At 38.6% G+C, this 23,802-nt stretch carries 17 protein-coding genes and 2 pseudogenes; 16 read left to right on the top strand and 3 right to left on the bottom strand.

The genetic code is table 11. The features are described from left to right. Nucleotides 1–291: 291 nt before the first annotated feature. The 10 genes and pseudogenes from ACED53_RS17950 (at nucleotide 292) to ACED53_RS17905 (ending at nucleotide 11,636) form a co-directional block, all read left to right on the top strand. A pseudogene (locus ACED53_RS17950) lies at nucleotides 292–1,280 on the top strand (IS30 family transposase). Nucleotides 1,281–1,314: 34 nt separating this feature from the next. After that, on the top strand, nucleotides 1,315–2,463 hold the full coding sequence (locus ACED53_RS17945; RefSeq protein WP_371715280.1) for a glycosyltransferase: 1,149 nt from the start codon (nucleotides 1,315–1,317) through the stop codon (nucleotides 2,461–2,463). Further along, on the top strand, nucleotides 2,441–3,367 hold the full coding sequence (locus tag ACED53_RS17940; protein ID WP_017100615.1) for a glycosyltransferase family 2 protein: 927 nt from the start codon (nucleotides 2,441–2,443) through the stop codon (nucleotides 3,365–3,367). The genes ACED53_RS17945 and ACED53_RS17940 overlap by 23 nt, the downstream gene beginning before the upstream one ends. Before the next feature lie 469 nt (nucleotides 3,368–3,836). Continuing rightward, nucleotides 3,837–4,508 (top strand): hypothetical protein, encoded by a 672-nt coding sequence (locus tag ACED53_RS17935; protein ID WP_133153718.1) that lies wholly within the window; start codon nucleotides 3,837–3,839, stop codon nucleotides 4,506–4,508. Between the two features lie 443 nt (nucleotides 4,509–4,951). Beyond that, nucleotides 4,952–5,911: a hypothetical protein gene (locus tag ACED53_RS17930; protein ID WP_133153717.1), complete on the top strand. Its 960-nt coding sequence runs from the start codon at nucleotides 4,952–4,954 to the stop codon at nucleotides 5,909–5,911. Continuing rightward, entirely contained in the window at nucleotides 5,908–7,005 is a 1,098-nt protein-coding gene (locus tag ACED53_RS17925; RefSeq protein WP_017100612.1) for a glycosyltransferase family 4 protein, read from the top strand. The genes ACED53_RS17930 and ACED53_RS17925 overlap by 4 nt, the downstream gene beginning before the upstream one ends. After that, nucleotides 7,002–7,655 carry a haloacid dehalogenase-like hydrolase gene (locus tag ACED53_RS17920; RefSeq protein ID WP_017100611.1) on the top strand — a complete coding sequence of 218 codons (654 nt, stop codon included), beginning with the start codon at nucleotides 7,002–7,004 and terminating at the stop codon, nucleotides 7,653–7,655. Before ACED53_RS17925 ends, ACED53_RS17920 begins: the two co-directional genes overlap by 4 nt. A 750-nt stretch (nucleotides 7,656–8,405) precedes the next feature. After that, complete coding sequence (locus ACED53_RS17915; protein WP_017100610.1) at nucleotides 8,406–9,212, top strand: glycosyltransferase; 807 nt, start codon at nucleotides 8,406–8,408, stop codon at nucleotides 9,210–9,212. Between the two features lie 241 nt (nucleotides 9,213–9,453). Next, entirely contained in the window at nucleotides 9,454–10,620 is a 1,167-nt protein-coding gene (locus ACED53_RS17910) for a nucleotide sugar dehydrogenase (protein WP_017100609.1), read from the top strand. Nucleotides 10,621–10,631: 11 nt separating this feature from the next. Further along, nucleotides 10,632–11,636, top strand: a complete 1,005-nt coding sequence (locus ACED53_RS17905) for an NAD-dependent epimerase (RefSeq protein WP_017100608.1) — start codon at nucleotides 10,632–10,634, stop codon at nucleotides 11,634–11,636. 262 nt (nucleotides 11,637–11,898) lie between these two features. Here the strand turns inward: ACED53_RS17905 and wecA are convergent, their stop codons facing one another. Further along, a complete protein-coding gene (gene wecA, locus ACED53_RS17900) occupies nucleotides 11,899–12,957 on the bottom strand; it encodes a UDP-N-acetylglucosamine--undecaprenyl-phosphate N-acetylglucosaminephosphotransferase (RefSeq protein WP_017100607.1) in 1,059 nt (352 codons plus the stop codon). Between the two features lie 252 nt (nucleotides 12,958–13,209). Between wecA and gpmM the strand changes: the two genes are divergently transcribed. Further along, nucleotides 13,210–14,742, top strand: coding sequence for a 2,3-bisphosphoglycerate-independent phosphoglycerate mutase (gpmM, locus tag ACED53_RS17895; protein ID WP_017100606.1), 1,533 nt, complete (start codon nucleotides 13,210–13,212; stop codon nucleotides 14,740–14,742). A gap of 307 nt (nucleotides 14,743–15,049) precedes the next feature. On the opposite strand, the gene ACED53_RS17890 is transcribed toward gpmM, so the two are convergent. Next, on the bottom strand, nucleotides 15,050–16,393 hold the full coding sequence (locus ACED53_RS17890; RefSeq protein ID WP_029225436.1) for an MATE family efflux transporter: 1,344 nt from the start codon (nucleotides 16,391–16,393) through the stop codon (nucleotides 15,050–15,052). 156 nt (nucleotides 16,394–16,549) lie between these two features. Here ACED53_RS17890 and ACED53_RS17885 point away from each other — a divergent pair, with 156 nt between their 5' ends. From ACED53_RS17885 to ACED53_RS17870, 4 genes are all read left to right on the top strand, one after another. Beyond that, the gene (locus tag ACED53_RS17885) at nucleotides 16,550–17,674 is read left to right on the top strand and encodes an LPS O-antigen chain length determinant protein WzzB (RefSeq protein ID WP_017100604.1); all 1,125 of its coding nucleotides are present in this window, start codon (nucleotides 16,550–16,552) and stop codon (nucleotides 17,672–17,674) included. A gap of 181 nt (nucleotides 17,675–17,855) precedes the next feature. Further along, on the top strand, nucleotides 17,856–18,146 hold the full coding sequence (locus tag ACED53_RS17880; RefSeq protein WP_004733324.1) for a co-chaperone GroES: 291 nt from the start codon (nucleotides 17,856–17,858) through the stop codon (nucleotides 18,144–18,146). 51 nt (nucleotides 18,147–18,197) lie between these two features. After that, nucleotides 18,198–19,844: a chaperonin GroEL gene (groL, locus tag ACED53_RS17875; protein ID WP_017081617.1), complete on the top strand. Its 1,647-nt coding sequence runs from the start codon at nucleotides 18,198–18,200 to the stop codon at nucleotides 19,842–19,844. Nucleotides 19,845–20,060: 216 nt separating this feature from the next. Next, nucleotides 20,061–21,263 carry a tyrosine-type recombinase/integrase gene (locus tag ACED53_RS17870; RefSeq protein ID WP_017100602.1) on the top strand — a complete coding sequence of 401 codons (1,203 nt, stop codon included), beginning with the start codon at nucleotides 20,061–20,063 and terminating at the stop codon, nucleotides 21,261–21,263. Between the two features lie 171 nt (nucleotides 21,264–21,434). Here ACED53_RS17870 and ACED53_RS17865 read toward each other — a convergent pair whose 3' ends face one another. Beyond that, nucleotides 21,435–22,388 (bottom strand): hypothetical protein, encoded by a 954-nt coding sequence (locus tag ACED53_RS17865; protein ID WP_017100601.1) that lies wholly within the window; start codon nucleotides 22,386–22,388, stop codon nucleotides 21,435–21,437. A gap of 1,125 nt (nucleotides 22,389–23,513) precedes the next feature. Here ACED53_RS17865 and ACED53_RS17860 point away from each other — a divergent pair. Further along, nucleotides 23,514–23,802: pseudogene (locus ACED53_RS17860) on the top strand (transposase); the annotation flags it as partial.

Here is a 23,802-nt window from a genome sequence, read left to right as displayed (position 1 = left end):
CAAGAGGCTCAAAGGTTCCCCTCCAGAAGCACTGTACTTCCGGCTAAGTCAATAAAAGTCAACTAGAGCTGGATTAGCAAAGGTCAGGACAAGCTCATCGAAGTAATGGGTAGGCGTACGCGACTAAATAAAATTGGTGAACTGCCACTGAAAGGCATTGGCGCAACAGCTACTGAGACATAGTCACCATCAAAGAATTTTTCGATGTAACATTTACGAGAAGGTGTAGAAGAGGCAGCCAACTGCTGAAAGTAGTACGCTCTTCTCGCCAAAGAAACAAGCAGTACCACCATTAATTATCAGCAGTTGACCGAAGACAGAAGATATAAGATTTCTGCTCTTTTGGAACGGGGGCAGTTTCTGAAATTGCTAAAACCGTTCAGTGCCATCGCTCGACGGTCTATCGGGAGCTTAAACGTGGCAGCAATGGCAGTCATTATTGGCCAAACGAAGCTCAAGTATTCTCAATCAAAAAACGCACATCAGCACATAAATATAGAATACCAAAGGAGCGTGTTGATTTTATCCGCCTCTTTTTAGAATCGGATTGGAGTCCAGAGCAGATTTCCAGTGTATTAACTAGAGTCGGTGCCGCTGTCAGCCATGAGTGGATTTACCGATTTGTTGCACAGGATAAATGCCTGGGAGGCAAGTTATATCGCCACTTGAGGCAAGGTCACAAGCGGTATCGTCGCGGTAGAAAAGAGAAAGCGCCAGCGATCAAGAATGCTGTTTCTATCGATGATAGGCCAAGAATCGCTGACAGCAAGGAGCGATTGGGTGATAGGGAAATCGACACCGTATTAGGCAAACATGGCACTGGTGCTATGATGACAATTTTAGAGCGTAAAACACGATTTTACGTGGTCAAGAAAGTGCCATCGAAGTCAGCAGATGATGTCATCAAAGCCACCATCGAGCTACTCATGCCTTATAAGGAACATGTCCATACCATCACGGCAGATAACGGGAGAGAGTTTACAGGTCATGAAACCATCGCAAAGGCGTTGGAGGCTGATGTTTACTTTGCCCATCCTTATAGTTCTTGGGAGCGTGGAGCCAATGAGAGTACTAACGGTCTTTTAAGGCAATATGTGAAGAAAGGAATCGACCTCACAACGGTAACAGATAGCGATATTGAATTCACTTTATCGCGGATAAATTTTCGTTCGAAAAAGCGTTTAGATTTCAAGCAACCAGCGATTGTCTTTAAAGAAATGGCATTGCTGCTTGATATTGGCGAGTGTCGCACTTCGCAGCTGAATTCGGGATTAAATTGAAGTGTGATTTTATATTAATTCAAAGCAGGTGACTATGAGCTATAACGTCGGATTAATGTTTAGTAAGTGTACATCATTACAGCAATGGTATGCTACAGGGTTAGCATATAGAGAGTTTGATATATATAAAAAGTTGATTGCAGATAAAAGCATTAAAGAATTACATGTTTTCACGTATGGAAGCTGTGATAGGTATTATTACGATAAGTTAAAAAAAGAAGGTGTATGTGGTGATAATATAGTTGTCCACCCAATGCCAAAGGCTTTTGATAATAAAGTTGGGCGTCGTATATATCAACTAGCAATGCCAATTATTTATAATAAAGAAATAAAGAAGCTAGATGTTCTTAAGACTAATCAATTAAGCTCTTGCATACCCGTATTGATTTCAAAGCTTTTATATAAAAAAACAATTTATTTAAGAACAGGATATTCATTAACGTACTTTTTAGAAAGGCAAAAAAAACACCTACAGTGTTTTTTTTGGAAGAACATTGAAAAGATAGCAGTAAATTATGCTGACATATGTGCTTGTGCAAGTGTTAGAGATGTTAATGAATGGAAAATTTTAAAAAAAAATAATTCGAAAGTAGTTTGGTTGCCTAATTATATCGATACGGATAAATTCCAATATTGCGAATATGAAGAAAGTCGAATAGATAGAGTTGTATATGTTGGCAGGTACAATGATCAAAAGAATCTATTCTCACTTTTAGAGGCTTGCAAAGGGGCATCATTAGGGATTGATTTATATGGACATGGAGAGTTAGAAAGTGAACTAATTGATTTCTCTAAATCAAACGGGATCGATGCAAAATTTAATAAAAAACTGGATAATAATCTCGTTGCCGAAACCTTAACTGAATATAAATATTTTGCCCTGTGTTCACATTACGAAGGGACCCCCAAAATATTATTGGAAGCGATGGCTGTAGGTAGTTTAATTGTTGCTACAAAGGTGCCTGGTATATCTAGCATTATAAAGGACCAGAAACATGCAGTATTAGCAAACGATGTGTCATCTCAATCGATACAAAATTCGTTAATTAAAGCTAAGAATTTGAATATTAATGATGCTAAGGAATTGGCTAAAAATGCTAATAATAAAATAATGGAAAACTATAGCCTCAAATGTGTGAGCAAGGTGGAAAAAAACAATTATGAAGACATCATTTCGAAATGAAATACCGTTAAGTAACCTGCCACTAATCAGTATTGTGATGGCTGTTTATAATTGTGAAAAATATTTAAAATACTCAATTGACAGCATAATCGAACAGTCATATGAAAACTTTGAGTTTATAATCGTAGATGATTGCTCAGTAGATAATAGCTTAAGTATAATTAACTCCTATAAAGACTCAAGATTACGTATTATTAAAAATGACGAAAACATGGGGTTAGCCGGAAGCTTAAATCGTGCAATTGAGGAAGCAGCAGGTAAATATATAGCAAGGATGGATGCTGATGATATTTCTCTAAGCAACAGGATAGAGAAACAAGTATCCTATATGGAGCAGCACAAAAATGTGGCTGTATGTGGCACAAACATACAGCATATAGATAGCAATAACAATCCGATAAAAGATAGGATTAAATGGATTAAGGAAGACAATCGAAGCATTAAAAATGCGTTAATTTACGGATCTTGTTTTGCTCACCCTTCAGTTATCGTTAGAGCTAAGTATTTTAGGGAACACTCAATTAGATATGAAGTTACATTACGAAGAAGTCAAGATTATGATCTTTGGTTTAAATTATCCGAATATGGTGACTTTGCTAACTTGAACGAACCATTACTTCTTTATAGAATTAGTGGTGATATGGCATCTATAAAGCATTCAGTAGACCAAAAGTTAAGTAAAAATACTGTAAGGAATAAATATGTAAATAGATTTATACGGTATAGTTCTTATAAGAAAAAAAGACCAACTTATTTTGATTTAGTTATGGTTTGTTACATTGTAGTTAGCAATAAAGACACATCGTTAAGTGTTTTGGCTAACTTGGTTAGATTGCTTGTGGTTTTTAGAACGATCACGCCACTGATTTATATTATTTATAAAAGAATGAGAAAATATGAATAAGTCCAGTGAAATTTTTATTTTAGTAACCTTGACGCTGTCTATATTCTTTATCTCATTGGTAAGCCTGTCCGGGAATGTACAAAGGTTAGGCGTTGTTCTTTTTATTTTGTTGTCATTTTTTATTTTAAAAAAAAATGAATTAAATGTCGATATAAGAATAGTAGCTATTGTCATTTTTCTAATGTTCATATCAATAACAAGATTTATTTATAGTTATGTATACGAAACTTGGTTACAGGAAGATAATGAAAATTTCATATTAAGTTATATATTGAATTTTTCACTATACTTCTTTTTTTCTTTGATCGTAAATAACATGATTAGGTTTAATTCGGAGTTGATATCGAAGTCTCTATTTGTTGTTATACTCTGTCATTTGTTTTTATTTTACATTCAATTCGTATCTGTGTATGTATCCGGCTACTTTATAGACTATGTGAAGTTTTTCACAGGTGAAGAGAGTAGATATATGACGTACTTATCTCAATTGGGCCCGTTAAAATATCGAGCTTCAGGTGGCTATATTGAACCATCTACTTACGCAGGGTGTATAATTGTGTTGTTATTGACATACGAATTAACGTCCGAGACTGTTTGTAATAAAATTAGATGGTTAGCTGTTTCTAGTATTTTTCTAACTTTTTCTAGTGCAGCTGTAGTGTTTGGTACGATTTATCTGTTTTCTAAGTTAAAAAATTCTATATCATCATTTAAACTATATGGTTGTCTTATCCTTGGGGCCTTTGTTGTAATTGTTAGTGTGTTGTTTTTTTATGAACAGCTGATATTGATTTTTAATAGCCCTACATTATTGATGAGAATCGAACTTGTTAATTATATCTTGAACAGAGAAACTGACCTGTTACTTATAGGGCCTGGTTTGTTTTCATTAGAAAATGAACTGTTTATCCTTAGTTCTGGTGATGGCTTAGGCGAGCTAAGATTGGCTTCAATAAATGATTTAGGATTGGGGATTTTACTCTTTATCAAATTGGGGGTTATTGGCCTTGGCTTGTACTTGTTGTCATTTTTTTTTGTGAAAAATAAAACTGATTACATATGTATAACTCTAACAAAATTGTCCTATATGCATCCATTGTTTATATTAGCTTTGGTCTCTTTATTTAGGAATAAAAATTGATATCATTTATTTATCACTATGTAGGAAATGTAGCAAACTTAGTCCTAGGTGCACTATTCACCTTAAAGCTATCAACCACATTTGGCTCGGAATTATTTGGTCAGTACACTCATATTACATCTATATTGGCTTTAAGTACAGTAATGACAGGGTTCGGTATTACTACATATTGTCAAAGAGTTTTACCAAAATCAAGCAGGTTAAAACTTATAATTATAAGTAGGGTTGTAGCCTTCAAAATATTATCTATCTCACTATTTTTTGTGTGTTATTCCTTTTATGATAATAATCTAGAGAATTTAGAAGTTCTATATTGTTACTTAATAATAGTCGGTCTGTCATCATTATTTTATGATAATATTCTGCTTTATTTAGGATATCTAAAAACTATATTCACATTGAGGTTTTTGTCTAACTTATTGAAGTTTTCATCGTTGTTTTTTTTGAAAATTGATATAGACACTGTACTGTTAATAATAATTACAATCGAGTGTGTAAATGTTTTAATATCAGTAATTTCAATAAAAGCAAGAGAAGAATCGTTGAAAATATGGCGTAACTTTCCACTAAAGAAAGACTATAATATCATTATTGGATATAAAGATGTATTTATTGGCGACGCTTTAAGTTTTTTTGCTACACATAGTTTTGTTATTCTTGTTTTTGTTCAGTTAGATTATGGTTATCAAAGCATAGGATCGTTTGCGTTTATCTCTGGCTTTAGCTATTTGGCATTTAGTGCGATATCTATACCCTCGAGATATGAAAGTATTTGGGTTAATAACAGCATGAAATGCAACAAGCCATATTATGATAGAAAATTACTTGCTTTTCATGTTGTAATGTTTCAATCGATATTAATATCGATGTATATATTTAAGCAGCCTATTATAGAATATGTTTTTAAAGGTCAGCATGGTGAGCTTTATGACTATATTTATTTAATATTGTTGTCATTTGTAGTGTCTGGGTTCAATTATAGTTTGTCTCCTGTTATAGTTTTAGAGCGGAAATTCTATGCATTTTCTTTGAGCTCTATTATACCGTTAATTCCATCGGCTATTGTTTTATATAACTCGGTAAATATAGAGTCTGGTTTTTTCTATTTATTTTTAACATCAATGTTAAAAAGTTTAGTTTTAAATGTAATGTGCTATAAAAGCAATAAGGAAATAATTAAGAGTAACATAGAAGTGTTTTTTTTAATTAACCTAATCTCCATGATTATCTTATTTGTTGCGATAGAATATGACGTAACTCATATCATTTCAAAACTAATTGTTATTGATGGCTTTTTAGTTCTTTTTGCAACATCACTTCCTATCTTTATTTTTCTTTTAACTGTTCATTATTTGGGCTATGTTTTTGTTGGAAGGTTTAAAAAACGCATGAGTAACCTATGAGAAAAATCTTAATATTTAGTCACGAATGGCCTCCATATTTAGGGGGGGTTGGTACGGTTGGTTTTCAAATATCACAGTGGTATTCAGATAATAACTATGATGTAACTGTAATTACAAGAGAACAACAAAGTATTCAAAATTCATTTGGAGTAAAGATACATCAAGTAAAAACAATGCCATACTTTTGGTTCTTATCGTATAAAAAGTACTTTAAAAACAATATCGACCTCAAAGAGTATGATGAAATTATATTAAATGAGTGTGCTCCTACAATTAGCTCTTCCTTGATCTTTAGTCGGAGTGATTATGATAAAACATCGGTCATAATTCACGGTTTAGAGATTGAAAACATTTATTTGGATCGAGTTGCAAATATCGGTAGAAGGGTGTTTAACTTCAAGTCATGGCACCAAAAAGCTTGTATAAAATCTAAAAATATTGTATTTGTTGGCAAATTTATTAAAGATAAATTTTTGAAACATACTTCTCTACCAATTTCTGAAAAGTCGAAAATTATTTATGCCGGAGTTAATGCAAGCCTTTTTGATATTGAAGGAAGAAATATAAACAACAGTTCATATTTTAACGTGGTTAGTGCTAGTAGAATAACTCTAATGAAAGGCTATAAAGAAAAGTTCTATGTCATGAATTCTGCAATAGGGAAAAATACTTCTATTAGGTGGATAGTCTGCGGGGACGGTGATTATATAGATAAATTAAAGCGTATGGTGGCTAATTCGTCTATAAAAGATAATGTGATATTCAAAGGGTCATGCTCAAGAAGTCAACTAAACAAAATTTACTCTGAGTCTGATTTATATTTATTGTTATCAAGATATGATGAAGCTCTACCTCTTAGTTATATTGAAGCTCAACTATCAGGCTTATATACGATTGGTTATAACAAAGGTGGGGTAATTGAAACGATTCATGAGGGATATACTGGGAGTTTAATTAACAGTTATCATGATGCTTGTGATATAATATTAAGGTTTGCTAGCGATAAGACTCTGTTACCAGATTGTAGAAAAATAAGAAAGGAAGCGTTAAGGTTTGATATGAATGAAACACTAAAGGAATTGACAAGATTATGAACAAGGTCCTCTTGTTAGATTTATGCGGGACGTTTTATAAATCCAATACGACATTTGATTTTTTAAGTTATTATTTGTCGGGTTATAAACGGTTTGTATACAAGTATATATTTAGGAGTGTTCCTTTTCGATGTTTTTGTAAAATATATCTTTCATTTTTTGGAAAAGATATTTTTAGATATTCTTGCGTTTATTTACTTAGAGGCGAGAGCTTTAGTAATTTAGAAGCTAGAGCTAGCGAGTTTCTTGAAACCATTGAGTTGATAGACCAAGTTAAGAATAAGCTAGAATCTATAAGGGAAGAGTATGATGAGATCTACTTCATATCTGCATCTATTGACATTATCGTTAAAGTGGCCGCAAGGAAGTTTTTAGTTAATGGCTACTATTCATCAACATTACAAGTTAGAGAAATTGATGGTGTTTATTGCGTGAGTGGTTTTTTTGAACGTGATTTACTTTTCGATAAGAAAAGTGTTATTAATGACTGTTTCAAAGAGGCAAAAATAACATTTATAACAGATAATAGAACAGATAGACCTTGCTTAGAGTTATGCGATAAATTTATTGCAGTTTACAAGAAAGATTGCTTAGAAGATGCTTTATTTTGGAAAAGAAATGGTGTAAGTGATGTTATTGAATACGAGTAGGCTTTCATTATATATCCCGTTTTGTTATTTTTATTTTACTCGTTTGAAGTCAATTACGAAGCTCATATCATGGATTCTAATATACATATTATCTCAGTTTTTATTTGTTTTAAATTATGAGCAATGCAGTGGTTTAGAAATAGCAAACTTAATATTGATTGTGCTTTGTTGTTACTCTATTTATGAGATAGGTTATATTTACAATGATGTCTTTACGGTAAAGAGGGAACAGAACCCTACGATCAGATTAACAACACAATTGATGAAGTATTGTGAGTGTAATATTACGTCGATTCTATCAGTTAGAATTTGTGTTGCTTTGATTTCTGGTTGGGTTGCGTTAGGGTATGAATCTATATTTTATATTTTTTTAATTGGTTTGGTTTTTTTTGTATATAATATTGTTCGGAGTCGGATAAATCTAATCCTACATTTTTTCCTCGTTTTTCTTAGATACTCAATGCCTATTGTTTTTATATTAGGTCCTGATGTTGTATTGTATACTATTTTTAGCTTTCCTTTGATTAATTTAATCGAGCGATCTTCTGAAGTGAGGTTTAAATTCGTATTTTTTAATCGGTTAAGGTCTTCTTTAAATGAGTTTAGAGTGTTATATTACCTGGTGCTTGTAGTGATTTTTATATCATTTTCATTAACTCAGTATATATATGTGTTCTTTTACCTTTTAGTCATACGTTCGTTATTTTACCTTTATGATTTCAAACGAGCAAAAGTGGAAAGGAGATCGTGATGAAAGTAGCTGTAATTCTTTCTGTCTATAAAAATGATGCTATAAGAGACTTTGAAAATGCTGTATTTAGTATATTAGAGCAAACACTACCATGTGATGTTTTTATATTTAGAGACGGAGTTGTTTCTGAAGAAATGCAACATGTTATTAATCAGTTTAGTGTTATTGATAATGTTAAATGTGTTGAAAGTGAATCAAATGTAGGACTTGCTGTAGGCCTAAATCGATTGATTGATCATGTTGTTAAAGGTAATTACGAATATGTAGCAAGGATGGATAGTGACGATTTATCTTATAATGATAGAATTGAAACTCAAGTCGAGTTTTTTGAAGAAAATAAAGATATCCATGTGTGTGGCACTTATTGCCGGGAGTTTGGCTCTGCATATGCTTTGACTGTAAAATGTGTACCTAAACAACATGACGACTTAGAAAACTACAGTATTACTCGATGTCCTTTTATACATCCTACCGTAATGTTTCGTACTAAGGTTTTTCTAGACGGCAACCGTTATCCAACTGATACAATGTTAAGTGAGGATATGGCATTTTGGTTTTTGCTGCTCGTTAGAGGCTATAAATTTGCTAATATTGGTCAGGTCTTACTTGATTTTAAAATTAATGATCAAACCTTGAATAGACGACGCGGTTTTTCTAAAGCGTGGAGTGAATTTACGATTAGGTTCAAATATATGATTAAGTTGAAGAAAGTTTCTTTTGTTAATCTATTAAAGGTTTCTTTACGGTTGGTTTTTAATATGATGCCGACTTTCGCAATTAAGTATGCTTATAGGATGTTTCGTTAGCTTTCGTTTATGTTACGTATGTGGTTGGATGGGAGAGATTAAGCTCGTGTGATGAGTTATAATAAAATTTCAAGGGTTTTGCTAAGTGTCAAAACCAGATCCTGTTCATTAGTGCTCTTTTTTACTTTCTTATAGGAATAAGCTTTATTAACTTTATCCTATATTCTTATTGAATGTTATTTATTATCTCAGTAGAGAGTTGATTGTTTTTTGGTCAATTAAAGCTAAAGCTCGGTTTATTATGAAAATTGCAATTGCTGGTACAGGTTATGTAGGGTTATCAAATGCGATGCTGTTATCACAACATCATGAAGTCGTCGCAGTTGATATTATCGAAGAGAAAGTGAGGCTACTGAACAATCAGTTGTCTCCTATCGTTGATACTGAAATCGAAGATTTTTTGGCGAACAAGGCATTAAACTTCATCGCGACACTCGATAAAGAATTAGCTTATTCTAACGCGGATTACGTGATTATCGCGACACCGACAGATTATGACGTAGAGACTAACTACTTTAATACTTCATCGGTCGAAGCGGTGATTAAAGACGTGATGGCAATGAACCCAAATGCGGTTATGGTGATTAAATCTACCGTACCTGTGGGTTATACTGCGCGAATTAAGCAAGAGTTAGAGTGTGAGAATCTCATGTTTTCTCCTGAGTTTTTACGTGAAGGTAAAGCCTTATACGACAACCTACATCCATCTCGAATAGTGGTCGGTGAACGCTCTGAACGTGCACAAATTTTTGCAAATTTGTTGTTAGAAGGTGCAGTTAAAAAAGACGTTGAAACCTTGTATACCGACTCTACAGAAGCCGAAGCGGTAAAACTGTTCTCTAATACCTATTTGGCACTGCGAGTTGCTTACTTTAATGAGCTAGATACTTACGCCGAATCGCACGGCTTGGATACGCGTCAAATTATCGATGGGGTAAGTTTAGACCCTCGTATTGGTTCTCATTATAACAACCCTTCATTTGGTTATGGTGGTTACTGCTTACCCAAAGATACTAAGCAACTGCGCGCCAACTACTCTGATGTTCCAAATAATATAATTGGTGCGATTGTCGATTCTAATACCACACGAAAAGATTTCATTGCCGACTCGATTCTCAAAAGAAACCCAAGACGTGTCGGTATTTACCGATTGGTTATGAAGTCAGGTTCCGATAATTTCCGCGCTTCTAGTATCCAAGGCATTATGAAGCGGCTCAAGGCAAAAGGTATTGAAGTTGTGGTGTTTGAACCTGAGCTCAAAGAAAAAGAGTTCTTTAATTCATTAGTATTAACTGATTTCGAGCTGTTTAAGTCAGGGTGTGACGTCATTGTCTCAAACCGTATGGCTCTAGAACTGGCTGATGTAAAGGACAAAGTGTACACGCGTGATCTGTTTGGTTCAGATTAAGGAAGAAAATAATGAAGTATTTGGTAACCGGCGCTGCGGGCTTTATCGGCAGCGCTGTAGTTGAGCAACTAACGGCCAAAGGCTGTCAAGTTGTTGGTGTTGATAGCCTCAACGATTACTACGATGTGGCGTTGAAAGAATCGCGTCTGGCTCGTATTGAGCATGTCAATTTTAAACTAGTTCAACTCGATATTGCCGACCGTGATGGGGTGGCGAACTTATTTGAAACTGAGCAATTTGATAGAGTGATCCACTTAGCGGCACAAGCGGGGGTGCGTTATTCCATCGAAAACCCACATGCCTACGCTGATTCAAACTTAGTGGGTCACTTGAACATTCTTGAAGGGTGTCGTCATAATGAAGTGGAGCATTTAGTTTATGCGTCTTCAAGCTCTGTTTACGGCCTAAATGCAAAAACACCGTTTGCCACGTCTGACTCGGTTGACCACCCCGTTTCCTTATACGCGGCGACCAAGAAGTCGAATGAGCTGATGGCACACAGTTATTCCCACCTATATGATATTCCAACCACAGGCCTACGTTTCTTTACAGTGTACGGCTCGTGGGGGCGACCTGATATGGCTCCATTTATTTTCACTAAGAATATCCTTGACGGCGATGCTATTGATATCAATAACAATGGTGATATGTGGCGTGACTTTACCCATGTAATTGATATTGTTGAGGGGGTGGTACGTATTGCTGATGTGGTGCCGACGCGTGATAATGTTTGGACGGTAGAATTGGGCTCTCCTGCAACTAGCTCTGCTCCTTATGCTGTTTATAATATTGGTCACGGTTCTCCGATTAGCTTGATGGATTTTGTAAAGGCGATTGAAGAGGAGCTAGGTATTGAAGCGAAGAAGAACTTCCGTGAAATGCAGCCTGGTGACGTTTACCAAACCTATGCCGAGACACAAGATTTGTTTGCAGTAACAGGTTATACTCCGAAGGTAAGTATTAAAGAAGGTGTGGCTGAGTTTATTCAGTGGTATCGTGATTTTTATAATAAGTAACGTAATCGATTAGCAGATCATCTTTAGTCGAATAACGATAGTATTAATTATTTATACATAAAATTGGCCAAGATCATATTCTGATCTTGGCCATTTAGAACGGAAATACTGATCGTTATTTAACGATGAGACGCTGCTTCTCAATGTTATGAATCTAAGCTTTGACAGCCGATATTTTTAAACGTTGTCATACTTAACGATGTTGTTTTTAATAATACCTCATTTTTTATTGTCGAAAATCAAAACTTGAAGTCACTTAATCTTAGGGGTAGAATCTTCTAATATACGAGGTTATTTTCCATATATTACTTAATAAGGTTAAATAGATCACAAAGCATAATAAAAAAGTATACAGCATTATATATTCTGCAATGTTCACCATCTCGGCGTAGATTCCAATTCCAGCATATAGAGCTGCTATCAGACAAATAACTATAAGTGTTTGTGTTGATGATAGGCCCAATCTTTGAAATATATGATGTAAATGCTCTCGGTCAGGTTTAAAAGGAGAGTCTCCCCTTCTTATTCGACGGATCATTATTGCAGCCATATCCATTAATGGTACAGCTATTAACCATAGCGCTGTTACCGGACGTAACGGTGGCTCAGTTCCGTTTTGACTCGACAGTAACAATAACCAAATTACCGTAAATCCAATGAGCATGCTTCCGGCGTCGCCCATAAACACTTTTCTTTTTTTTCCGAAAGCTCCTAAGTTTAGTAGAATATATGGAGTAATTATCACTACTAAAACTAGGCAGATGTATGCTAAATTATGTTGACCATCATAATTTAGCATTACACCTAAGCCACCAAACGTTACAATTGATAGCCCTCCTAAAAGCCCATCTATCCCATCGACCATATTGAAGGCGTTAATAGCACCAACTACAGCCAGAATTGTAACCAAATAGCCAAACCAGCCTAACGTTACTACTTCTCCTGAGCCTAAGATGTCCCCAATCGTATTTAGTTCTATTCCCCCAACGACCATCATAGCGACAGATAGAGCCGCTTGAATAGCGAAGCGTAACTTGAAGCTTAAGTCGAACTTATCATCTAGAGCGCCGACACCAACAAGTATGACAACACATGCTGCATAAAGCTCGGTATTTGGTAAAACCCCGGGGTTGTTAAGCAGGAAGTAGAGTAAGGAGATACATATAGAAATGCCGCCTATTAAGGGGATGGCACCATTATGAAGTTTACGAGCATTGGGTTGATCGACCAAACCTACTTTTTTAGCAAACTTACGCATGGTGAAAAGTGTCGCAAGAGAAAAGAAAAATAGAAAAAATAGATCAAGGAGTGGGATTAGCACGATTTCGCCTGAATATGTTGTATGTTTGACCAGCAGTCTAATATATTTGTCTTATATATAAAAGTATCCTGAAGTAATGTATGAACTATGTGTATAAGTTTGCCCCTTGCTTGGGGGCTGATTATGTGTCGTCTATTTACATAGATAAGTGTCTTTCTTGATCTTCCGCTACAGTTTTGACTGTAAACTGTAGTAAAATTACGCTAATTTGTTTTTATACCGATTTATTTTGAATTGAACGAGGTCAGTCCTATGTCAGCTAAGAAGCCAATGGCTCTAGTGATCCTTGACGGTTACGGTTACCGTGAAGACAACCAAGACAACGCTATCGCGAACGCTAATACACCTGTATTAGACGGTCTTATTGCTAACCAACCTAACACGCTAATCTCAGCTTCTGGCTTAGACGTAGGCCTACCTGATGGCCAAATGGGTAACTCTGAAGTGGGTCACACCAACATCGGTGCGGGTCGCGTGGTATACCAAGATCTTACTCGTATTACTAAGTCAATTTCAGATGGCGAGTTTGGCCAAACTGAAACGCTAGTAAATGCTATTGATAAAGCGGTGAAAGCTGAGAAAGCGGTTCACATCATGGGCCTTATGTCTCCAGGTGGCGTTCACTCTCATGAAGATCATATCTACGCGGCTGTTGAAATGGCAGCAGAGCGTGGCGCAGAGAAGATCTACCTACACGCATTCCTAGACGGCCGTGATACACCGCCACGTAGTGCAGAAAACACACTTGCACGCTTCCAAGCGTTGTTCGCTAAGCTAGGCAAAGGCCGTGTGGCTTCGCTTATTGGTCGTTACTACGCAATGGACCGTGATAACAACTGGGATCGCGTTCAAGAATCTTACGACCTACTGACTCAAGCAAAAGCAGAGTTCACATTCGATACTGCAGTAGCTGGCCTAGAAGCGGCTTACGCTCGTGACGAAAACGATGAGTTCGTTAAAGCGACTGAAATCAAAGCTGAAGGCGAAGAGTCTGCAGCTATCGTAGATGGCGATGCGGTTATCTTCATGAACTACCGTGCTGACCGTGCTCGTGAAATTACACGTGCATTCGTTCCTGATTTCGATGGTTTTGCTCGTAACGTATTCCCAGCGATCGATTTCGTGATGCTGACTCAATACGCAGCAGACATCCCGCTTCTATGTGCATTCCCACCGGCTTCTCTAGAGAACACTTACGGTGAGTGGCTATCGAAAGAAGGCAAAACGCAGCTACGTATCTCTGAAACAGAGAAATACGCGCACGTGACGTTCTTCTTCAATGGTGGTAAAGAAGACGAGTTCGAAGGCGAAGAGCGTCAACTTGTTGCTTCTCCAAAAGTAGCAACGTACGACCTACAGCCAGAAATGAGCGCGCCAGAGCTAACTGAAAAGCTTGTTGCCGCAATCAAAGGCGGTAAATACGACGCTATCGTTTGTAACTTCCCTAACTGTGACATGGTTGGCCACACTGGCGTTTACGATGCAGCAGTTAAAGCGGTAGAGTCGCTAGACGAATGTCTTGGCAAAGTGGTTGAAGCAATCAAAGAAGCCGATGGCCAACTGCTTATCACTGCAGACCACGGTAACGCAGAAATGATGGTTAACCCAGAAACGGGCGGCATCCACACAGCACACACTAACCTGCCAGTGCCACTAATCTACGTAGGTAACAAAGACGTTGAGTTCAAAGAAGGCGGTAAACTGTCTGACCTTGCACCAACGATGCTTTCTCTATCTGGTATTGATATCCCAGCTGAAATGTCAGGTGATGTGATCGTTAAGTAATTACTGTTTTAGATAAATAGTTTTAACTTTCATCGAATACTAGAACGGTTGCACGCGAGTGTAGCCGTTTTTTTGTATCTGGAATCTTATGTTTAGTATTGCTTGTTATATCCGGAGTTCAACATAAAGAGAGATTCCCTATCACGCTCGTACCTCACTGTAGGGAATGACGTAATGATAAGGGGCAGATACGGGATACTAGTGCGTTGTAAATGGTGTCTTCCATGTCATCTTCCTTCTTCTAGTCTCTTTCTGTTCTCAAGCTCTTCGAATTTCGCATCTGCTCTTATATCTTTTCGCATCTCGATTACTCGCATCTCGCATCAGCTTTAGCTCTAACACGAAGCGCAAAGCAATACCCTGAAACACCGCCGACAATGTTCCCTAAAGCTAAGCCTATAAACAGTCCTTCGACACCATCAATTTGGCTGCCTATCCACGCAAAAGGCAAGGTAAAGACAAACAAACGCATGAAGCTCCATTGAAAGGCTTTGAGTGGTTGGTGCATCGCATTCATGGCGCTGATCAGCATCATCACAATACCTTGAAATCCGTAGCTAAACGGGACAACTAATAAGTAGTGCCACAAGATGCCTCGTACGGATTCTTCTTGAGAAAAGAGGGCGGCTAAAGGAATACTCAAGGGCACCATCATTAAGAAAATCAAACCTTGGAACATCACAGCAAAACGCATACTGAGGAACAGTGCCTTAAAGCTGCGTTGAGGGTTGTTTGCGCCAAAGTTCTGCGCCATGAAAGGCGTAAGGGCTGAAGTCAAGGACATCAACACTATGATAAGAATGGATTCAATACGCTGGGCAGCACCATAAGCAGCCACGGCTTCTGTCCCTTGTTTGGCTAACATCATCATGATAATAGCGCCAGCAAGTGGATTCAGGGCATTGGAAAGTGCAGCGGGTGTGCCGATGGTTAAGATCTGTTTCCAGTCATCGATGATGTTTTTTAGTTTGGGCGGAGCAAGCAGCTTTTCTCGTATGGTTAATACATACAGTGAGCCACACAATGCACCAAACCAACTGAATCCGCTAGCAATGGCTGCGCCTTGAATTCCTAGCTCAGGGAAAGGGCCGTAACCGAAGATCAGCAGTGGGTCGAGAATGCCGTTAATAAGGCCGGCTAGCATCATGATCTTGGCGGGTGTTTTGGTGTCGCCACTCGCTCGTATGGCACTGTTGCCTGCCATCGGAATAACAAGCAGCGGTATCGCTAAATACCAGACCGACATGTATTCAGATATCAGTGGCAGTAACTCAGGTTCAGCTCCTAACAGAGTAAACATAGGCTCTAGCGTGAAAAGCCCTAGTGTTGATGTAAAACCAACAAGCAGCACCGCAAGCAATAAACCGTGGCAGGTAAAACGAGCTGCATTTTGCGCGCAGCCTTGGCCAAGTAATCTTCCAATACATGTCGACAAGCCAATGCCTATACCCATGGTAATGCAGTTTATGGCGAAGGTGACAGGGAAAGTAAAGCTTACCGCTGCGAGTGCTTGGGTGCCGAGCAATGAGATAAAGAAGGTATCGACAAGGTTAAACATCAAGATCGCCACCATGCCGAATATCGTCGGTATGGTCATGGTGCGTAGAGTCTGTGCTATCGGGGCCGTGAGAAGCCCATGCTTATCTTGCATGTAAAACGCCGTTTGAACTAGAATATGAGTAGAGTACAGTGAATTGTGAATAGTCTGAAGATCGCTTTCATAAAGTTTACAATTCACACATTACTAACGGTATACGGTGTGATAGGATTCTGCCGTTATCAATTTCGATATTTTGAGAGATTTACAGTGAAGCAGCACACACAACCACAGTCGTATACCCAACAAAATCCGCCGATGTACATTCCAAATGATGAGATCGACCTTAGAGAGCTTTTTAAAGCTTTGTGGGATGGTAAGCTCTTAATTATTTTGGTTACGGCTTTATTTACGTCTAGTGCTATTGGTTTTGCTTTACTGGCTCAAGAATGGTGGTCTTCTGAAGCCGAGATTACAAAAGCTGAACTTCAAGATAGAATAATGTATCAGCAGCAGGTCAAACAATTTCAACCTGCCTTCTCTATTTATCAAGCAAATGGTTCAACCTCTGGTAGTAAAGAACTCGATTATTTAGTTAATTCTCAGATCATATTTCAACGGTTTGTTGATCTATTTAACTCAAGCAATAATAAACAAGATTTTTTAGAGCAAAGTGCTGAACTTAAAGATATTAAAGATAATCACTTTGCGAATGTTTCTGAAATAACTGAAGATGCTGAACGTAAGTTTTATATATCGTGGTTAGAAAGGGTCTCTGCGTCACTAGCTGATAAGAAGAACAAAGATGCACCATATGTTCTGAGTTTTCAATCCACAACAAAAGAAAGCAGCTTTGACTTATTAAGCTCTTATATTTCTTTCACTGAGCTTCAAGTTCGTGAGGATGTATTCGATCACCTTGAAGCTCTCGTTTTTGGTGAGCGTAACGAGCTACTCCAACAAAAAACAGTTCTTGAAAGCAAGGCTAAAAACAGGTTGCTCGCTGAAATCGAGCGCGCGCAGTCTGCCTTGAAAATTGCCAAAGCAGCAGGTGTAGATACCCCTCTTTTAAGTGGTAACGCAAGAGATTTTTATGCAATTGAACTTGGCTCAAAAGCTTTGCAAGAAAAAATCAAGATTTTGGAGTCTGTAAAAAATCTCACTGTTTTAGAGCCTCGTCTTCTCCAGATAACGGCTCAGTTAGATATGCTCGACAGTATTAAAATCGATCGAACCGTTGATTTTCACGCATTTCGTTACCTAAGTGATGTTGAACAGCCAGCCGCTCGTGATAAACCTAAACGTGCTTTGATAGTTGTTCTTGGAACATTGTTAGGTGGTATGCTTGGGGTTGCGATAGTTCTAATACGCTTTGCGTTTAGAAAAGAAGATTAAGTTTCAAATGGCTAGTGTTTTTCACTAGCCATTTTTCTTTCTACATTTGTTGTTTGAGTTTCCTCACAATTTTCCCCTTTCCCCCCTTGGGATCTTCCACATCGCCCCAACATATTGGATAAACCTCATGCCAATCGTGGCAACTATCAAATTAAATGGAAATTATCAGGAGATCCGACCGATGAATATCCGTCCTCTACACGACCGAGTTATCGTTGAGCGCCAAGAAGTTGAATCTAAATCTGCTGGTGGCATCGTTCTAACTGGTTCTGCCGCTGAAAAATCAACGCGCGGTACTATTCTAGCTGTTGGCAAAGGCCGCATTTTAGAAAATGGTTCAGTACAACCATTGGACGTTAAAGTTGGCGATACTGTTATCTTTTCTGAAGGCTACGGCACTAAAACTGAAAAGATCGACGGCAAAGAAGTTCTGATCATGTCTGAAAACGACATCATGGCGATCGTTGAGTAATCCGCGCCACACATTGAACTGATTTAAAAAAGAATTTTAAAGGAAATTAAGATGGCTGCTAAAGACGTTAAATTTGGTAACGACGCACGTATTAAAATGCTAGAAGGTGTAAACGTTCTGGCTGACGCAGTAAAAGTAACGCTAGGTCCTAAAGGCCGTAACGTTGTTCTAGACAAATCATTTGGCGCACCGACTATCACTAAAGATGGTGTTTCAGTTGCACGTGAAATCGAACTTGAAGACAAGTTCCAAAACATGGGCGCACAAATGGTTAAAGAAGTGGCTTCGCAAGCGAATGACGCGGCGGGCGACGGAACAACTACAGCTACAGTATTGGCTCAGTCTATTATCGCTGAAGGCCTAAAAGCGGTTGCTGCTGGCATGAACCCAATGGATCTTAAGCGCGGCATCGACAAAGCGGTTATCGCGGCTGTTGAAGAGCTGAAGAACCTTTCAGTTCCTTGTTCAGACACGAAAGCTATCGCGCAAGTAGGTACTATCTCTGCGAACTCTGATTCGACAGTAGGTAACATCATTGCTGAAGCGATGGAAAAAGTAGGTCGTGATGGCGTAATCACGGTTGAAGAAGGTCAGGCTCTGCAAGATGAGCTAGACGTAGTTGAAGGTATGCAGTTCGACCGCGGTTACCTGTCTCCTTACTTCATCAATAACCAAGAAGCCGGTTCAGTTGATCTAGAAAGCCCATTTATTCTTCTAATCGACAAGAAAGTTTCGAACATCCGTGAACTTCTTCCGACTCTAGAAGCAGTTGCTAAGGCATCTCGTCCACTTCTTATCATAGCTGAAGATGTCGAAGGCGAAGCGCTAGCTACTCTTGTTGTGAACAACATGCGTGGCATCGTTAAAGTGGCTGCGGTTAAAGCACCTGGTTTCGGCGACCGTCGTAAATCTATGCTGCAAGACATCGCTATCCTAACGGGCGGCACGGTTATCTCTGAAGAGATCGGCCTAGACCTTGAAAAAGTAACGCTAGAAGACCTAGGTCAAGCTAAGCGTATTACGATCACTAAAGAAAACTCAACCATCATCGATGGTGCGGGTAATGAAGAGATGATCAAAGGTCGCGTTTCTCAAATTCGTCAACAAATCGAAGATGCAACGTCTGACTACGACAAAGAAAAACTTCAAGAGCGCGTAGCTAAGTTAGCTGGCGGTGTTGCGGTAATCAAAGTTGGCGCTGCTACTGAAGTTGAGATGAAAGAGAAGAAAGACCGCGTTGAAGATGCACTTCACGCAACTCGCGCTGCTGTTGAAGAGGGTGTGGTTGCTGGTGGTGGTGTTGCACTTATCCGCGCTGCATCTAAAGTTGCTGGCCTTGAAGGTGACAACGAAGAGCAAAACGTAGGTATCCGTGTTGCACTACGTGCAATGGAAGCGCCTATTCGTCAAATCACTAAAAACGCAGGCGACGAAGAATCTGTTGTTGCTAACAACGTTCGTGCTGGCGAAGGTAACTACGGTTACAACGCTGCTACGGGTGAGTACGGCGACATGATTGCTATGGGTATCTTAGATCCAACTAAGGTAACGCGTTCTGCACTTCAGTTCGCAGCATCCGTTGCTGGTCTTATGATCACAACAGAAGCGATGATCACTGATAAGCCACAAGATTCTGGCCCTGCAATGCCTGATATGGGTGGCATGGGCGGTATGGGTGGCATGGGCGGCATGATGTAAGCGACCTGACTTAATCCAGTAAAGTCCATTAAGAGCTCGTAAGCCCATTGTTTACGGGCTTTTTTAATATTTATCGTCTAGTAAAGTCCAAGGGTGTATAGCTGGTTCTATGAAAATCGTGAGGGTAATGCGGGGTATCGTATGTTTCCTAACTCTCAAATTTGGTGGTATATTTTGGTAATACCCCTCATTTAATACCCCTCATGGGAGCTGTGAATGCCACTAACAGTAAAGGAAATAGATAGCTTATCGTGTCCTGAAGGTCAGTCTCAGGTAAAGAGATCTGATGGTAATGGATTGTTTTTATTTATAAAAAAGAACGGTTCAAAACTCTGGCGCTTTCGTTTTAGGTACTCATCGAAGTACCAAGAGATGGCGCTAGGAAAGTACCCCTTCGTCCCCCTCAAAGAAGCCCGGAAATTAGCAGCGGAAGCAAGAGCATCGTTAGTGAACGGTATTAATCCCATGGATGAGAGAAGGGAGAGGAAGCGTAGTAAGAGTGTTGACCAAAATAAGCTTTTCTCAGCAGTGGCTATAAAGTGGTGGGAGCAGCAAAAAGATTCTTGGTCAACGGATCATGCCGCGCGGGTTAGGCGTTGGTTAATGGTTGACTCTAAAAGTATCTGTAACCTTCATATTGATGAGATTGATGCTGGGCACATCACGGATCTCATGTTAGCTATTGAGGCTGCTGGTGCGCCTAAGAAAGCTCCTAACATACTTGCTGTCATCAATAGGGTGTTTGGCTATGCATTAGCTCATCGTCTAACACGAAGCAATCCCGCTCAGGGCTTACCGCTTGGTGATATATTAAAACCCCTGCCCAAAGTTCAACATCGAGCAGCAATTATTAATCCTAGTGAACTTGGTCAATTGATTAAGGATATTGATACCACACCAACTGGTAACTATTGCAGCGTTGAGGCGCTCAAGTTGATCCCTAGAGTCTTTTTAAGGCCAACGGAAATAAGAAACTTGAAGTGGGAGTATATTGATTTTGAGGCGTGCTTGATTAGGATTCCAGCGGAAGAGATGAAGCGCAGTCGAGATCACTTGGTGCCGATGTCAAAACAAGTTGTCCAACAATTACAAGATGTAAAGTTGTACACTGGTTACTCTGAGCTTGTATTTCCAAATCAAAGAGATAGCAGTAAGCCTATGAGTAAGAATATCCTGACCAATCGCTTGCGGGACTTGGGCTATGCCGCAGATGTAATGTCAGCACATGGCTTTAGGAGTAGTGCCTCCACAATCTTACATGAAAAAGGTTGGAATTCAGAGGTTATCGAGGTTCAACTAGCTCACTTGACAGGCTCCGCAACTTCAAGAGCTTACAATCGTTCACTTTACTTAGCCGAAAGAACAAAGCTAATGCAAGAGTGGGCAGATTACTTAGACGAGTTATCAAGAAATTGTTAGCTGTCATTGCCCAGCTTAGAGTTGCTTCTTTGTTGGGCTGAGCTTGAGATAGAAAACTGTAAGGTTAAGAGCACCCCAAGTCCGTTTGAAGGTTGGATTGTTAGTATTTCTAAGACTTGGCGTATCACCAACCTTTCATTTGAATACCTTTCTTCCCCGATCTGAACATACTCAATCGGTAAATTTTTTCTCGTATTCTTTAGTGAGCAACTGCTCTAAGAATCTATTTTTCGGTATCTTTGCCTTACGAGCTAGGGCTGTGAGAAAACCATCGATTTCTGTACCCATAACAAAGTTATATGCTTTCTGAGCTTCATTTTGCATTTTCGCGCGATGTTTCTGTTGATACCAAGCTTTCTTCAGCTTACCAATGAAGTATTTTTTTGCACGAGGATCTTCAAAGCACCAGTAGAAGTCGATGATAGCGATACAGCGATGATAGGGTTCGTCACTCGAATTTAATTCTGGTATCCATTGAGTTGGTAGCTCTGAGTCTTTTATGTAACGGATAAACCAGTCAGTTATTTCTTTGTCTTCTTTGTTTATCCACGACAAATCATCGGGCAGAACCGTACTTTCCCAAAGCCTTTTAAGCTCTTCAATGAACGCAACTTTTTTGTGATTACTGGCATTCCAATAGTCAAAAAAACAAATGACGTTCTCATGTCTACTTTTATGGTTTTTGGGATTGAAGTTCAAACCCAATGTGTCATAGATCATTTGCTCATCACTATTAAGCCACTCTCCGGGGATTGCGTAGGGAAGCTTTTGTTCAATAGGAGATCTATTTTCATCGAGCTTTTCAACTGAATGTCTCAAGTAACTCCATACCCAGTAGCAGAGTCTAATATCTTTAGGATCAATCCAATCTAGCTGCTCATTTGTTAAATGGTAAGCTTCAAAATCATCAGTTAACTCTTTTACGATTTTCTTTGCCTTACCATCATCTGACTCATTTTGCTTGGATAAATATTCATTCAATAGCTTTCTGTATTCTGATGGGTGAGTTGGTTCAGGAGGTGCGTTTGGATCTCTCCCTTCATCAGTTAGACGCCACCAAAAATATCGTAGTTCTCTAATGTCAGTAGTTTTTATGTATTGAACAGGAATTTTTGAGAGTTTCATAGAGCCTCAACTTTAGTATGACTATGTAGTATTAATAGTTTAATTTTAAGTGTGAGTAAAGTGGTTTTTTAGTGGTTTTTTAGTGGTTTTTAAGTGGGTTTATTGTTCTGATAAAGGAGTGTATTTGCTTTGTTATGCCTTAATTAGCTTGGGGTTTAGCCTGTGATTTTATGCAGTTTGGCCATGAGTTCGTCATGGTGTGATTTGTGGTTTGGTATTTAGTTAGTTTTTGAGATTGAAGATTACCGACTCTAGTTGTGTTTGTAGCTGATGAGTCGTAACCACTAAGGATAAAAGTAACCACCTGATTTCTGACTTACGTTTAATACGGTGGGTGCTTACCTAAAGGTTGCATGGGTATGCAAAGTTCTAGAGTCGATGAAATATGATATTTCATCTTTCTTCTGTCCTGCTAGGTGGCGTTTGCTTACTCGAACACTGGACTAAATAAAAAAATACTCATCTCCCCCCTATTGTATAGAGAGTGTCTGCATCGGCATGATGCTCTTACCTAGCAGGCATGACTGAAGAGATTCAGTTGTGTCTGCTGGATTAAGTGAGTAGAGAAGACTGGGTAGGATTTATAATGCTTAGAGGAGCATGTAATGCGACAACATTATAAATCTTTTTCTTTTCTTCTTTTTCTAAAGAACTACTCACCCAAGAAGAGTCCTCAAGACTCTGATACTAACCAATGTCAGTAACAATCAATTCAATACTATTCTGTCTAGACAGGACGATGTAACTTAGCTTCATTCATCATCTTTACTCAATGGATACACTCTCACTCTGTGGATAGGTTCGTTACTGTGTACGCTGATTACAGTGATTCAAGTAAAAGCAATGTGTTGGGCTCAATAGGCAGGCAACACCCAAGTGTAGGCTGTGGTGGTATAGCTTCTAATCTGAAATAAACTCAGTGGTTGTTCCTTATTGTATGAGACTACTTGATTCCCTATGGGGCTAGATATCTTGGCATCCAAGGAAGTCATTACTTTTACAACAACAAGATACAGAGGTCATGATGAGATTGATTCGAATGCGTGAAGTACTTGATAAAACATGATCCGCACCAGCAGTTTTGGACACTGAGTTAAGTGAGTACAATCACTAATGAGGTGAACCATGACAAGTAAGAAGAAACGTATTATCCATTCTCCTGAATTTAAAGCAGAAACCCTGAAGCTGGCAGAGAAAGTGGGAGTCGCTGCAGCCGCAAGACAGCTCTCGTTACATGAATCTCAGATCTACGGTTGGCGAAAAGCCACAAAGAAGAATTCTAGTATTAGCCAACGAGAACAAGAATTGGCCGTTGAAGTCGCTAAGCTAAAGAGGCAGTTGGCAGAGCAAGCAGAAGAGCTAGAAATCGTAAAAAAGGCCGCCACCTACTTCGCGAAAAATCTAAAGTAAATTG

The sequence above is a fragment of the Vibrio sp. 1F169 genome (assembly GCF_041439605.1).
GTDB lineage: Bacteria > Pseudomonadota > Gammaproteobacteria > Enterobacterales > Vibrionaceae > Vibrio > Vibrio tasmaniensis_A.
This window is presented reverse-complemented; position numbering and strand designations above follow the sequence as displayed.